The sequence below is a fragment of the Corallococcus carmarthensis genome, assembly GCF_003611695.1.
In the GTDB taxonomy this organism is placed as follows: Bacteria; Myxococcota; Myxococcia; order Myxococcales; family Myxococcaceae; genus Corallococcus; species Corallococcus carmarthensis.
Map to the genome: position 1 here is coordinate 31146 of NZ_RAWE01000011.1, position 12595 is coordinate 43740.

A 12595-nucleotide genomic window follows, 5' to 3' on the forward strand; every position below is an offset into this window, starting at 1 on the left:
ACGGGATGCGCTAAGTGTCGGCGCATGCTCCGAGCGCTTCACCTTCAGGGGGTCGGCCCCGCGCCTCGCCTGGACGTCGAGTTCGCGCCCCGGCTGAACGTCCTGACGGGCGACAATGGGTTGGGCAAGAGCTTCCTGCTCGACGTGGCGTGGTGGAGCCTGACGGGGACGTGGCCCGGATTTCCTGCCTGGCCGCACCGGGGCGTCCGGCGGCGCCGGATCGAGTGGACGCTGACGGGCAAGTCGCGGCGGGCTTCGAACAAGCGCAGCGACTTCGATGCGGGGCGGCAGCTGTGGCCCTGGCCCGAAGGGCGCCCCAGCATGCCTGGCTTGACCGTCTACGCCCGTGTCGATGGAAGCTTCTCTGTCTGGGACCCGGCACGGAACTACTGGCACAAGACGTCGCGTGCGAATCTGGATGGGCCTCACAGGCCAGACGCCTTCCACTTCTCGCCCCAGGATCTCTGGGATGGCCTGAAGTACGAGGGGACGACGGTCTGCAACGGGCTCGTCAGGGACTGGTTGACCTGGCAGCTGCAGGACGATGGTTCCGAGCAGTCACCGTTCCAGATGCTGAAGCGGGCGCTGGAGCAGCTGTCTCCTCGCGACGAACCCCTCCGGCCTGGGAAGCCCATGCGGTTGGCCATCGAAGACGTCCAGAACTATCCGACCCTCGACATGCCGTACGGCACCATTCCGGTGGTACATGCCTCCGCGGGGATGCGCCGCATCCTGGGCCTGGCCTACCTCGTCGTCTGGGCGTGGCATGAACACCTCCAGGCTTCGGAGTTCCTCGGGCAGGCTCCGGATCCCCGGTTCATCTTGTTGGTGGATGAGGTGGAGACCCACCTTCATCCGCTGTGGCAGCGACGCATCGTCGGTTCGCTCATCCAGGTCATCGATGGACTCGCGAGCGAAACGTCCGTCCAGACGTTCCTGACGACCCATTCCCCGTTGGTGCTCGCCTCCCTGGAGCCGTTCTTCGACGAGGAGCAGGACGCGCTCTTCCTCTTCCAGTTGGAGCAGCAGCGGGTGCACTTGAAGCACTTGCCATGGGCGAAGCAGGGAGACGCGAACGACTGGTTGACGTCCCCGGTGATGGGATTGGCCCAGGCGCGCGCCTGGGAGTCGGAGCGGGCCGTGGAGGCGGCCGAGGCATACATGCGCGGTGAGCGCGAGGGGGTAGGGTCGCTGACGGAGATCGACGCGGAGCTGCGGCGCCTGCTTCCCGAACAGGATCCCTTCTGGCCCCGTTGGATTGTCGCTCGGGATGGGGGAGGGGTGCGTGATCCGGTGCGTTCCAAGAAGCGAACCTGAGGACTTCGACCGCCAGGTGCGGATGCCTGGACGCAGGTGGCTGAACCGCAATCGGACCGCGCGCGGCCGTCCCCCCGCGTACTGGTGCCGGTGCAACGCCCAGCTCGAAGCTGCCTTCATGGGGCGCTGCGCCTATACCGCGATGTGGCTGGGCTCGCCGGGGACCGCGGACCACTTCGTCTCCATCGACGAGGACCGGAGCCTTGCGTATGAGTGGACCAACCTCCGCTATTCGGTGGGTTGGCTCAACAGTCGCAAGAAGGCGCTGGTCTCCAAGCGACTGCTGGATCCCTTCGAAGTCCAGGACGGCTGGTTCGCGATCCTCCTGCCTTCACTTCAGCTCCAGGTCACGGACCGCTGTCCGCCGGCACTGCGGGACCGGGCGGGTGAAACGCTGCGACTGCTGGGGTTGGACCACGACGAACGCGTGGTCCGGTACCGGAGGCAATGGCTTCACGAGTACGAGCAACGGCGTGTGTCCTTGGACTTCCTGGAGGACAAGGCGCCGCTCGTGGCCCGTGCGGTACGTGATTGGGAGGCGCGTGAGGGACGCCAGTGGTCGGCGGGCAGCAACCAGGTGACGACCTCCTTCGCGGCAGCGCCCTCCACGGCGCGAACAGGCAAGACTCCAGCGAGGAGCGGTAGGAAGCGGGCACCGGGGGCCAAGGGGCGTGGTTCCCGCCCTGGCTCACGGTAGGCAGGCTGCATCCCGGCACGCGGACGTGCGCGGCGGCGTAGGCTTGCGCAAATGATGCATCTCCGTCTGGTCTGGACCGTGCTGTTCTTCATGGGCGCGGCTTGCAAGCACGCCTCGCCTTCGTTGGAGAGGGAGGGGCGTGCCATCGACGCGCGGCTCCAGGTGGCCGCGGATCAGCTCTGGGCGGGACGGCGCGAGGACGCCCGGGGCGTGCTCGCGAGCGTCCTGAAGGATGCCCCCATGGACCCCGGCGCGCTGCTGCTCCAGACCTGCCTGGCCCTGGAAGACGGCGCCCTGGACGAGGCCTCCCGGAGCGCGGCGCGGCATCCCGAGCTGCCAGAGTTCCGCGTGCTCGCGGAGCTCGTGGAGCAGCGCCGCCAGACGCCCACGCCTGGCTGGACCGAGGCGTTGGTCCAAGCGTGGAAGAGCGCAGGACGCCCGTCCCTGGAAGACGCCATCTCGTTTCCAGAGACTTCCGCCGACGCGAAGGGATTGGCCCAGGACGTCTGGGAGCGGACGGAGTCCGTGGAGCCTCGCTTCGTCGCTGTCCTGGCGGACCACGCTTCGGAGGCGCAGCAGCAGTGGCTCCTGGCGCACCTGCCCGAGCTTCAGGACCCGAGCCTGTTGAGCCCTGCCTACGACTTCTTCAACGTCATTGGCGGCCCCCTGCGGGAGCCCGCACTGGCGGCGCTGAAGCCCCGGCTCGTCACACTCGCGAATGGAGCGGACGAGGCGCGACTTTCATTGCTCCTGATGATGGACGAGACCTCGCCGGATGCCCCGCTCACTCTGGAGGAACTCGCCGGGCTGGAGCGACTCGCCAGCCTTCCGCGCTACCGGGGCGCTGCGCTGTCCAGGCTGTACGCGGACGCGGAGCAGCACCTGAAGGGCGTGGGGGCCACGCCTCGGCCCATTCAATCCTTCATGGCGGCGGTGTGGGGCCTGTCCATGGACGAGACCCTCGTGCTCCGCAAGCGCGCCAAGGCGTCGAAGGACCACCTCTCCTCCGAGGACAGGGTCCGCCTGGGCCGGGCTTTGTTCACGTTGGGAGCGCGCATCGCGGAGGGGACCACGACGTTGGAGCGCGCCGTGGGCTTCCAACAGATGGAGGACGGCGCGGAGTTGATGGAAGAGGAGGGGAAGCGCGCCCGGGCCCGCCGGGACCTGGAACACACGCGGTCCGCCGGGCGGGCCTCACGGCAACTCCAGGTCGAGCACTGGCCCCTGCCCTCGCTCCAGCGGGAATGGATGGCGGCACAGGTGGCCGACGAGTGGACGCTCCTGAGTGGCCTGATCGAGCCGTGATACCAGCGGCGGACGTCATCCCAATGTCCAGGTCCGGGCCCGAGCAAGCAGGGAGCTGGCCAGGTCCGGGCCGCATGCTACGCGTTCGGGTTCGAGCCGATGACGCGCGAGGAGGTACCCGTGGAGTTGCCTCACCTGGAAGTGGTTCACGGCATCATCGGGGGACTCGGTTCCGGTGAACTCCGCATCAAACCCCTGGAGGGCGGAGTCATCACGGTGACCGCCACGGCGGAACAGGTGGAGCGGGCCTCGCGATTGAGGGAAGGCGACAAGGCCGTCTCCGCGATGGTCACCCTGGGACCCAGGCCCCGGCTCATCTGGATCCGGGAGCAAGGCATCGACGCGCCGATTCCGCCCGCCGAGGCGCGTGACGCGCACGCCCTGCGCAAGTGGAGTGAGCTGCTGCGGAGGCTGGCGCAATGAGCGACGCACAGCCGTATGACCGGCTCTGTAGCCTGACCCGGCTCCAGGAACTGCAAGCCAAGGGCATCGCCGCGCATGGCGGACGGATGGGCGTCCGTGATGCCCTGGGCCCCGGAGCCACGTTGGGAGCGGCCTGGACCGCGGAGGAATACAACGCCCGGCCGGGAGCGGTTCCGGGGCTGATGTTCGCCGTCTACCTGCTCTTCTACATCGCGACGAAGCAGTGCTTCGTGGATGGGAACAAGCGGATCGCCTGGCTCGCCATGTGCGAGGCCCTGGCCTGCATGGGCCTGGAGGTGGAGGCCACGGTGGATGAGGCGGAGGCGCTGGTGATGGCCATCTCCGACAACCGCATCAAGGACGCCGAACCGGTGTTCCTCTGGGTCGTCGAACATCTGCGCGAGCTTCGCGTCGGCGGCTAGAGCGTCACCAATCCCATCCGCGCCGCGCGCACCACCGCCTCCGTGCGGCGCTGCACGCCCAGCTTGGCCAGCACCGCGTTGACGTGGAACTTGGCGGTGTGCTCGCTGATGTCCAGCCGGTCCGCGATGGCCTTGTTCGACAGGCCCTCCGCCAACAGCCCCAGCACCTCGCGCTCACGCGGCGTCAGCGTGTCCGGCCCCGGTGCTCCCGACGGCGCCGTGTTCCTTGGCGCGGTGCGCACCTGCGAGAGGCCCGGCTCGAACACCGTGAGGCCTCGCGCGACCGCGTGCAGCGCGGCTCCGAGCATTCCTGGCGCCACGTCGCGGAACAGCAGACCCCGTGCGCCCGCGCCCAGCGCCAGCTCCCCCGCCGCCTCGTCCGCCACCAGCGCCAGCACCGGCGCGCCCAGGTCCGGCGCCGCGCCTTCCTCCAACCGCAGGCCCGTGTCCCAGAGCACCACGTCGGGCGGCTCGCCCCGCGTCGCCTCCAGCTCCACCTGCGTGCCCGCGGCCACCACCGTCCAGGCTTCCGCCTGGTCGCTCAGCACCCGTGCGAGCGCACCCCGGGCCAGGGGGTCCTCGGAGACGAGCGCGAGCCTGGGCGATGACGAGGGCGCATCCAACATGGGCCCCTCATCCCTAACCGCGCCCGCCCCGTTCGCCACACCGCAGGGCGCCAGGACGCCTTTCCTTCCCTCTGGGACGCCCCCCTGTGAAGAATCGTGAAGTCCTCCCGGGAGGGGCGCGCATGGCGGTCCGGACAACGCGGTGGTGGGTGGTCGGGCTGCTCCTCGCGGGCAGCGTCCAGGCAGCGACGGCCCCCTACGCGAAGCGCGGCGACGAAATCGTCACCCTCGTGCGCACCCGCTTCCTCGACCCGGCCAGGGGCGCCGCCTGGGCCGACGCGCACCAGGGCTACGCCGCCGACGCGAAGGACGTGGAGGACTTCACCCGGCGCACGAACACGGCGCTCGCGGAGCTGAAGACCTCCCACACGGCCTACTACCCGAAGGAGAGCCCCGGCCACGCGGAGGTGTCCGCCATCTTCCAGGCCTTCCTCCAGCAGAAGAAGGTGGAGGCCACCGGCATCGGCGTGGACGTCGTGGAGACCCCGGACGGCTTCTTCGTCCGCCACGTCTTCGCGGACGGTCCCGGCGCGAAGGCGGGCCTCCTGCGAGGCGACCGGCTCGTCACCGCGGAGGGCAAGCCCTTCCACCCCTGGCACGCCTTCACGAACCGCGCGGGCAAGGCCACGCGCCTCACCGTGGAGCGTGTGAAGGGCGCTGAACCCCTGTCGCTCACCGTCACGCCCCACCGCGTGAACCCGCGCCAGGAATGGCTCGCGTTCCAGAAGGCCAGCTCGCAGGTCGTGGAGCGTCAGGGCCGCCGCGTCGCCTACCAGCACGTCTATGCGTGCACCGGCGAGGAGTACCAGCAGGCCTTGGAGGAATCCCTCCAGGACGCCTTCGCGGAAGCGGACGCGCTCGTCGTCGACTTCCGCGATGGCTGGGGCGGATGCAATCCGGCCTTCGTCAACCTCTTCAACCCCCAGGTCCCCGTCCTCATCAACACCGGCCGCGATGGCAAGACACGGCCCTACGCACCGTCGTGGCGCAAGCCGGTGGTGCTGCTCGTCAATGGCAACTCACGCAGCGGCAAGGAGCTGGTGGCCTTCGCGATGAAGCGCCACCAGCTTGCGACGCTCGTGGGACAGCGCACGGCGGGCGCGGTGCTGGGCGGTGGACCGCAGAAGCTGTCCAACGGGGACCTGCTCTACCTCGCCGTCATGGACGTGACGGTGGACGGCGAGCGCATCGAAGGCGTGGGCGTCCCGGTGGACGTGGAGGTCCCGGACGCGCTGCCGTACGCGGCCGGCGCGGATCCGCAGAGGGAGAAGGCGCTCGACGTGGCCGCCTCCCAGGTGAAGGGCTGAAGCGTCAGCGCAGCGTGACGCCGTGCCCCGGCGCGTCCGCGTCCAGCGTCAGCCGCGAGCCCGCGTACTGTGCGCCGCCCTGGAACGGATGGCTCGCGATGAACAGCGGCGTGTCCAGGTCCGCGTAGGTGAAGCCGCCCAGCCCCGCCGCCAGGTGCGCGGACGCGCTCATCGCGAGCACGCTCTCCACCATGCCGCCCACCATCAGCTCCAGCCCCGCCGCACGGGCAAGGCTCCACATGCTCACCGCCTCCACCATCCCGCACTTCATCGTCTTGATGTTGATGCCGTGGCACGCGTTCTCACGGATGAGCCGCAGCACGTCCTTCACCGAGCGCGCCGACTCGTCCGCGCACACCGGCACCTTCGAGCGGCGCGTCACCTCCGCGAGCCCCGCGAAGTCGGACGGCGGCACCGGCTGTTCGAACAGCGAGAGCGGCACCTCCGCGCGCTCCAGCTCCTTGAGGAACGCCAGCGCCTCCGCGACGTCGTAGCCCCCGTTCGCGTCCGCGAAGAGCCGCGCCTTCGGGGCCTCCTGGTGGATGGCGACGAGCCGCGCCGCGTCCGCGTCCGGATCCAACGCGCCGACCTTCACCTTCAACGTGTCGATGCCCCGCCCCAGGATGGCCCGCGTCGACGCCACCGCGTGCGCCACGTCCCCGGCGGTGACCGTCATGTCGATGTCCAGCGCCGTCCCCGCTCCGCCGAAGAAGGCATGCAGCGGGATGCGGTGGTGCCGCGTGAGCGCATCCAGCAGCGCCATCTCCACGCCACATCGCGCGGACGGCGCCAGCGCGAGCGCATCCCCCAGCGCCTCCGACGCCGGCCGCCACGCCCGGACGTCGCGGCCCACGAGCAGCTCCCGCACCGGCTCCAGCGCGGCGAGCGTGCTGGTCTGCGTCTCCCCGCTCACGGCGGTGAAGGGGGCCGCCTCGCCCAACCCCACCGTGCCGTCCGCGAGCGTGACACGCACGAGCACGTTCTCCGCCGCGTGCTGCGCGCCGGTCGCGATGGCGAACGGCTCCGTCAGGGGCAGGTGCAGGGCTTCGAACGCGAGGTGCGTGATGAGGGTAGGGCGCATGGGCGGGGGCGAGTGTGGCCGACGTCCCCGCCCGAGCGGGAGCACTTCCTTACAGCAAGCGGGTGAAGGTCAACGTCGTGGAGCCCGCCAGGCTCGTCAGCCCCTGGGGCGTCGCGCAGGCCGCGAACGCCGTCGAAAGGAAGCTGTTGATGAGCACCACCTGGTCCCCCGCGAACCGGCCGCTCTGGACCTGCCCCAGCGAGACGAAGACCTGCGCGTTGCCCACCACGTTCACGCCCACGCCCTGGAAGGTGAAGGTCGAGGCCGAACCATCATTCCACTGAAGGGTGGCCTGGGACGGGCCCACGTTGGCGAGGCAGCTGTTGTTGAAGCTGGCGCTCACGTGGATGGATCCGGAGGTCAGGGTGGGAACGCTTGTGTTGCATTGGTCGTAGTGGGACGTGTTGGTGTAGGCGACCATGCGCGGAAGCAATTGGAGGCCGGGCTTCCACGTCTGGTTGACGGTGCCGCTGCATTGCACGTCGGCCTGGGCCTGCGAGGGCGTGGCGTACAGCGACAGCAGGACGGCACCGAAGACGGCGAGTTTCGCGAAGCAGTGCATGGGAGGACCTCGTGCGTGACGCGCGGGAAGCGCCCCCATCACGGTAGGAACACGCCCCCTCGCGCCCCATCCGCTCGGGAGGCAGCCCTCCCGGGACTCCGAGGCACTGGCGGCGCTTGCGCCGCGTTGGGTCCTGATTCCTTGCAATTCTAGAAGGTTAAGAAAGATACGAAGGTTGGGGCTGGCTTGAGCGGCCGTGCGATTCGTGGCGACATGCGGGCTCCCCGGGGGGTGGGCAGTGCCGGGGCCGCGAGGAGGCGGATGTCCGCGACCGATACGACCGTGGCCCTTCCGCTCCCGGATGCGCTCCTGGCCGCGCTGGAAGAGGCCGAGCGGGAACATCCCGAGGCGTGCATGGTGCTGCGCGCCGTGCGCTCGCCTGGCGGCGCCATCCTGGACTTCGAGTGGCTGTGGGCGAACCCCGCCGCGGCGCGCGCGCTGGGCCGGGGGGCGGAGTACCTCCGTGGCCGGCGCCTGGGCGAGGTGTCCTCGAAGGGCGGCATCGCCGGCCGCATGGACGTGCTGCGCCAGGTGGTGGAGTCCGGCCGGCCGCACGCGGACAACTTCACGGAAGGGGACGTCCTGATGCAGGGCACCGCGGTGCCCCTGCGTGACGGGGTGCTGTTGCGCCTGCGTGACATCACCAGCGCCCAACGGGTGGAGGAGGGGCTGCGCGAGACGCTGGACTGGGTGCGCGACGTGCTGGAGAGCATGCCGGACGCCTTCTTCACCGTGGATACGGACTGGCGCATCACCTACGTGAACCGCAACGCCGCCGCGCTCACCGGCCGCTCGCAGGAGACCCTCTTCCGCCGCGTGCTGTGGGACGCGTGCCCGGAGCTGTGCGGCACCCCGTTCGAGCGCTCGCTGCGCGAGGTGGCCGCCGAGGAGAGCTACCGCCTCTTCGAGGTGCGCACCGGGCGGGACCGCTGGCACGAGGTGCATGCCTGGTCCAGCGGCCGGAACATCTCCACCTACGCGCGAGACATCACCGACAAGAAGCGCGTGCAGGCGGAGCGCGACGCGCTGCTCGCCCGCGAGCACTCCGGCCGCCTGGAGGCGGAGGCGCTCGCCCAGCGCCGCACGCACGAGCTGATGGCCGCGCGCGAGCGGCTGGTGCAGTCGGAGAAGCTGGCCATGGCGGGCCAGCTGGCCGCGGGCGTGGGCCACGAAATCAACAACCCCCTGTCCTACGTCACCGGCAACCTCCAGTTCGCGGTGGAGCAGCTCACGCCGCTCGCCCGCCGCCCTGGCGCGAGCGCCAGCCTCCAGGAAGGCCTGAACGAGGCGCTGGATGCGCTGCGCGAGGCGCGCGAAGGGGCGGAGCGGATCCGCGTCATCGTGCGCGACCTGCAGACCTTCGCCCGCGCGGACGAGCTGCGCCTGGGGCCCGTGGACGTGCACGCGGCGCTGGAGTTCGGCGTCTCCATGGCGATGACCCACCTGCGCAGCCGCGCCCAGGTGGAGCGCAACTTCGGCCAGGTGCCGCCCGCGCTGGCGCACGAGGCGCGCCTGGGCCAGGTGTTCCTCCACCTGCTCATCAACGCCGCGCACGCCATCCCCTCTGGCGCCTTTGAGCGCCACCGGGTGACGCTCACCACCCGCCGCGAGGGCGCGTGGGTGCTGGCGGAGGTGTCCGACACCGGCCTGGGTATGACCCCGGAGGTGCTTCAGCGCGCCTTCGAGCCGTTCTTCACCACGCGTCCCATGGGGGAGGGCAGCGGCCTGGGGCTGTCCATCTGCCTGGGGCTCGTGCGCAGCATGCACGGCGAGCTGACGGCCACCAGCATCCCCGGCCTGGGCAGCACCTTCCAGTTGCGGCTGCCCGTCGCGGAGCGGGCCGTGCACCCGGGCGTCCCCGCGGTGCGCGCGGAGGAAGGGTCTTCACGCAAGCGCGTGCTGGTGGTGGACGACGAGCCGCAGCTCACCTCGGTGCTCCGGCGCATCCTCGGCCGGCAGCATGACGTGGTGGTGGCGCACAGCGGCCGGGAGGCGCTGACGCTGCTGGAGCAGGATGACGCCTTCGACCGCGTCTTCTGCGACCTGATGATGGCGGACCTCACCGGCATGGACGTGCACGCGGAGCTGTCGCGGCGCCGGCCGGAGCTGCTGTCGCGCTTCGTGTTCATGACGGGCGGCAGCTTCACGGAGCGCGCCCGCGCCTTCCTCCAGGCCGTGCCCCTGCCGCGCATCGAAAAGCCCTTCGAGCCGGGCCTGCTGCACGCGCTGGTGGAGTCCTCGCCGCCGCGCACCGGAGCGCGCGGCGGCCAGGCGGTGTGACTACAGCTTCACCTCGTCGCGCTCCGGCCGCGTGATGTACGCGGTGCTCGGGTTCGCGGGGTCGGCCAGCCGCTTCATCAGGCTGTCCATGCCGTTGGAGCGCGCGAAGGCCATCTCGTTCTTCGTCACGCCCACCAGCGTGAGCAGCTCCACCTGGCCGCTGGGCAGGGTGAAGTGGCTGGGGCGGTTGGCGTCCTTCACGAACACGAAGCCCGCGAGCTTCGTCTCACCGCCGGTGAGGGTGCCGTCCACCGGGTAGCGGTGGCCCATGGCGAACAGCCGCGCGCACACGAGGTTGTAGGCCATCATGTCCATGAGGCGCAGTACGGGCCAGCGCTCCTCCTCGGGCGTGTGGATGACCATCTCGTAGCCCAGGCCGCTGCGGGCGTCGTCCGCCAGGTCCTCGCCGGGGGCCACCGTGAAGGGGTTGGACAGGCCGCTCGTCACGTAGGTCCAGTACGGGTACTGCTCACTGGGGGGCGCCACGCGGACACCCATGGGGAGCCAGTTCGGATCCATCTCCGTGCCCTGGGCCAGCTCGCTCTCCAGCCACCCCTCCAGCACGCCCGTGCCCTCCAGGAGGTCCACGTCCTCGCGGATGGTGCCGAACAGCTTCGGGTACTCCACCTCGTCGCGGTCCGCCCAGCAGTCTTCGTACCACTGGATGAAGTCTTCCTCTGTCTCCGGGACTTTCATGGGGGCGGACTCTAGAGGTTCACCCCGATTTCACAACTTGAACCGAGCGCGGACGTCTTCCGGCCGGTGGGCTGGCGGACAGACGTTCAGGTTTTTCAGGTGCCGGTGGCCCCACCGGCTCCGGTTGACCCAGGGGCAGGGGCCCACGGCTTGAGGCCGCAGATGCGCTCCGCCTCCTCCACGGCGGGTGCCAGCCGCGAGTGCTCCATGCGCAGGAAGCTCCGCACCGCCTTGTCCAGGCGCTTGTCGAAAATCAGGTGGGCGCTGTGGACGGCGGTGGGCTCGAAGCCGCGCGACACCTTGTGTTCACCCCCCGCGCCGGGTTCGAACACCTTGCGGCCCGCGCGGATGCAGTCGTCCACGGAGTGATACAGGCAGACGTTGAAGTGCAGGAAGGGGTGCTCTTCCGTGCACCCCCAGTAGCGGCCGTAGAGCCGCTCCGGCGTGGCCAGGTTGAAGGCCCCCGCGATGACCTGCCCGTCCTTCACCGCCTCCACCATCTCCACCGCGTGGGGCAGGTCGCGGAAGACGCGCTCGAAGAAGCCCGGGGTGAGCTGCACCTGGCCCCAGGCGTGGCGCTCGCAGGTGGACGTGTAGAAGGTGTACGCGCGCCGGGCGTGCTCCTGCGTCAGGTCCGCGCCGCGCACGGTGCGCAGCTGGATGCCCTGCGTGGCCGCGGCGCCGCGCTCGCGCTTGAGCTGGTTGCGGCGCTTGGAGTCGAAGCGGGCCAGGTAGTCGTCGTAGCTCCCGTAGCCCGGGTTCTTCCAATGGAACTGGAGCGTGATGCGGCGCGCGAGCCCGGCCTCCTCCAGGAGGTCCGCCTCTTCGTCGGTGGGGTAGAGCACGTGCACGCCGGAGCAGCCCTGCTCCTGGGCGCTCTCCACGGCGGCCTGGAGGAGCGCGCGGCGCAGGGGAGCGGCGTCCTCGCCCGGGGCGGTGAGGAAGCGCGGCACGGTGGCGGGGGACAGGGGGCCGCCCACGAGCAGCTTCGGGTAGTACTCCACGCCCAGCTGGGCGGCGGCGTTGGCCCAGCCGAAGTCGTAGATGTACTCGCCCATGCTGTGGAACTTGAGGTAGGCGGGCGCGGCGGCGACCAGCTTCTTGCCCCGCCACAGCGTCAGGTGGTGCGGGGCCCAGCCGGTGTCCTCGGTGGCGCTGCCGCTCTCCTCCATGGCGGACAGCCACGCGTGGCGCACGAAGGGGGGCGCGCCGGGCGCGACCAGGGCATCCCATTGGGCGGCCGGGACATCGCGGATGGCATCGAGAATGCGGACCTGGAGCGGGGTGTCGGCGGGCACGGGGGCAGTCTTAACGCGGGCCTGTCTCCTGCGCTCCCGTTCGTCCCGCCGGAGGGCACCCGGGCGAGCGGGCCCAGGGTCCGAGGTTCGGCACCCTACGAGGCCTTCTTGCGGGCCGGAGCCTTGGTCCGGGCGGTCATCACCCGGGGCAGGTTGTCTTCAATCCAGGTGGTCAGTGCCTCCACGTGGACGGCCACCTCTTCCCCCAGGGGCGTGAGGGTGTAGTCCACGTGGGGGGGAATCACCGGGTGGGCTTCCCGGTGCACGAAGCCGTCCTGTTCCAGCGCCTGGAGCGTCTGGGCGAGCATCTTCTCGCTCACCCCGCCCACCTTGCGGCGCAGTTCGCTGAAGCGGTGGGTGCCCTCTTCCTTGAGCGCGACCAGCACCAGCACGCCCCACTGGCTGGTGACGTGCTCCAGGACGCCGCGCGAGGGACACATCGCCGCGTACAGGTCCCCGCGCTGCTTCACCTTCTCCAGCAGCGGACTGCCCTTGCTTGCCTTCATGACGTGACACTTACCATGAGGTGCGTACTTACGAAAAGAGAGTACCCCCGTTACGGTAAGCCCAGTTCGATTTCG

Annotated in this window: 13 protein-coding genes; 7 read left to right on the forward strand and 6 right to left on the reverse strand. The window is 70.1% G+C overall.

Annotated elements, in window-relative coordinates; translation table 11 throughout:
- The first annotated feature begins 24 nt into the window (after positions 1-24).
- From D7X32_RS05190 to D7X32_RS05210, 5 genes are all read left to right on the forward strand, one after another.
- The gene (locus tag D7X32_RS05190) at positions 25-1317 is read left to right on the forward strand and encodes an AAA family ATPase (RefSeq protein ID WP_120601388.1); all 1293 of its coding nucleotides are present in this window, start codon (positions 25-27) and stop codon (positions 1315-1317) included.
- Between the two features lie 22 nt (positions 1318-1339).
- Positions 1340-2014: a hypothetical protein gene (locus tag D7X32_RS05195; RefSeq protein ID WP_208752322.1), complete on the forward strand. Its 675-nt coding sequence runs from the start codon at positions 1340-1342 to the stop codon at positions 2012-2014.
- A 51-nt stretch (positions 2015-2065) separates the two neighbouring features.
- Positions 2066-3319, forward strand: coding sequence for a hypothetical protein (locus tag D7X32_RS05200; protein ID WP_120601389.1), 1254 nt, complete (start codon positions 2066-2068; stop codon positions 3317-3319).
- A gap of 120 nt (positions 3320-3439) precedes the next feature.
- Positions 3440-3742, forward strand: a complete 303-nt coding sequence (locus tag D7X32_RS05205) for a hypothetical protein (protein ID WP_120601390.1) — start codon at positions 3440-3442, stop codon at positions 3740-3742.
- Positions 3739-4164, forward strand: a complete 426-nt coding sequence (locus tag D7X32_RS05210) for a type II toxin-antitoxin system death-on-curing family toxin (protein WP_120601391.1) — start codon at positions 3739-3741, stop codon at positions 4162-4164. The genes D7X32_RS05205 and D7X32_RS05210 overlap by 4 nt, the downstream gene beginning before the upstream one ends.
- Here the strand turns inward: D7X32_RS05210 and D7X32_RS05215 are convergent.
- A complete protein-coding gene (locus D7X32_RS05215) occupies positions 4161-4790 on the reverse strand; it encodes a response regulator transcription factor (RefSeq protein WP_120601392.1) in 630 nt (209 codons plus the stop codon). The two genes, D7X32_RS05210 and D7X32_RS05215, sit on opposite strands and share 4 nt — an antisense overlap.
- Positions 4791-4912: 122 nt before the next feature.
- Between D7X32_RS05215 and D7X32_RS05220 the strand changes: the two genes are divergently transcribed.
- Entirely contained in the window at positions 4913-6097 is a 1185-nt protein-coding gene (locus D7X32_RS05220) for a S41 family peptidase (RefSeq protein WP_120601393.1), read from the forward strand.
- 4 nt (positions 6098-6101) lie between these two features.
- Here the strand turns inward: D7X32_RS05220 and D7X32_RS05225 are convergent, their stop codons facing one another.
- Together D7X32_RS05225 and D7X32_RS05230 are read right to left on the reverse strand one after the other, a co-directional pair.
- Entirely contained in the window at positions 6102-7178 is a 1077-nt protein-coding gene (locus tag D7X32_RS05225; RefSeq protein WP_120601394.1) for a dipeptide epimerase, read from the reverse strand.
- 49 nt (positions 7179-7227) lie between these two features.
- Positions 7228-7740, reverse strand: coding sequence for a hypothetical protein (locus D7X32_RS05230; protein ID WP_120601395.1), 513 nt, complete (start codon positions 7738-7740; stop codon positions 7228-7230).
- A 261-nt stretch (positions 7741-8001) separates the two neighbouring features.
- Here D7X32_RS05230 and D7X32_RS05235 point away from each other — a divergent pair, with 261 nt between their 5' ends.
- Complete coding sequence (locus tag D7X32_RS05235) at positions 8002-10020, forward strand: ATP-binding protein (RefSeq protein WP_120601396.1); 2019 nt, start codon at positions 8002-8004, stop codon at positions 10018-10020.
- On the opposite strand, the gene D7X32_RS05240 is transcribed toward D7X32_RS05235, so the two are convergent.
- The 3 genes from D7X32_RS05240 to D7X32_RS05250 all read right to left on the reverse strand — a co-directional run bounded on the left by D7X32_RS05240 (position 10021) and on the right by D7X32_RS05250 (position 12520).
- Positions 10021-10716 (reverse strand): suppressor of fused domain protein, encoded by a 696-nt coding sequence (locus D7X32_RS05240; RefSeq protein WP_120601397.1) that lies wholly within the window; start codon positions 10714-10716, stop codon positions 10021-10023.
- Between the two features lie 95 nt (positions 10717-10811).
- The gene (locus tag D7X32_RS05245; RefSeq protein WP_120601398.1) at positions 10812-12014 is read right to left on the reverse strand and encodes a GNAT family N-acetyltransferase; all 1203 of its coding nucleotides are present in this window, start codon (positions 12012-12014) and stop codon (positions 10812-10814) included.
- 95 nt (positions 12015-12109) lie between these two features.
- Entirely contained in the window at positions 12110-12520 is a 411-nt protein-coding gene (locus tag D7X32_RS05250; RefSeq protein WP_120601399.1) for a winged helix-turn-helix transcriptional regulator, read from the reverse strand.
- Between the last annotated feature and the right edge of the window lie 75 nt (positions 12521-12595).

What these genes read in the sequence shown, in the direction of transcription:
- D7X32_RS05240 (WP_120601397.1), bottom strand. Translation starts at nt 10,716, where the DNA reads ATGAAAGTCCCGGAGACAGAGGAAGACTTCATCCAGTGGTACGAAGAC.
- D7X32_RS05215 (WP_120601392.1), bottom strand. Translation starts at nt 4,790, where the DNA reads ATGTTGGATGCGCCCTCGTCATCGCCCAGGCTCGCGCTCGTCTCCGAG.
- D7X32_RS05190 (WP_120601388.1), top strand. Translation starts at nt 25, where the DNA reads ATGCTCCGAGCGCTTCACCTTCAGGGGGTCGGCCCCGCGCCTCGCCTG.
- D7X32_RS05235 (WP_120601396.1), top strand. Translation starts at nt 8,002, where the DNA reads ATGTCCGCGACCGATACGACCGTGGCCCTTCCGCTCCCGGATGCGCTC.
- D7X32_RS05195 (WP_208752322.1), top strand. Translation starts at nt 1,340, where the DNA reads ATGCCTGGACGCAGGTGGCTGAACCGCAATCGGACCGCGCGCGGCCGT.
- D7X32_RS05220 (WP_120601393.1), top strand. Translation starts at nt 4,913, where the DNA reads ATGGCGGTCCGGACAACGCGGTGGTGGGTGGTCGGGCTGCTCCTCGCG.
- D7X32_RS05230 (WP_120601395.1), bottom strand. Translation starts at nt 7,740, where the DNA reads ATGCACTGCTTCGCGAAACTCGCCGTCTTCGGTGCCGTCCTGCTGTCG.
- D7X32_RS05250 (WP_120601399.1), bottom strand. Translation starts at nt 12,520, where the DNA reads ATGAAGGCAAGCAAGGGCAGTCCGCTGCTGGAGAAGGTGAAGCAGCGC.
- D7X32_RS05225 (WP_120601394.1), bottom strand. Translation starts at nt 7,178, where the DNA reads ATGCGCCCTACCCTCATCACGCACCTCGCGTTCGAAGCCCTGCACCTG.
- D7X32_RS05210 (WP_120601391.1), top strand. Translation starts at nt 3,739, where the DNA reads ATGAGCGACGCACAGCCGTATGACCGGCTCTGTAGCCTGACCCGGCTC.
- D7X32_RS05200 (WP_120601389.1), top strand. Translation starts at nt 2,066, where the DNA reads ATGATGCATCTCCGTCTGGTCTGGACCGTGCTGTTCTTCATGGGCGCG.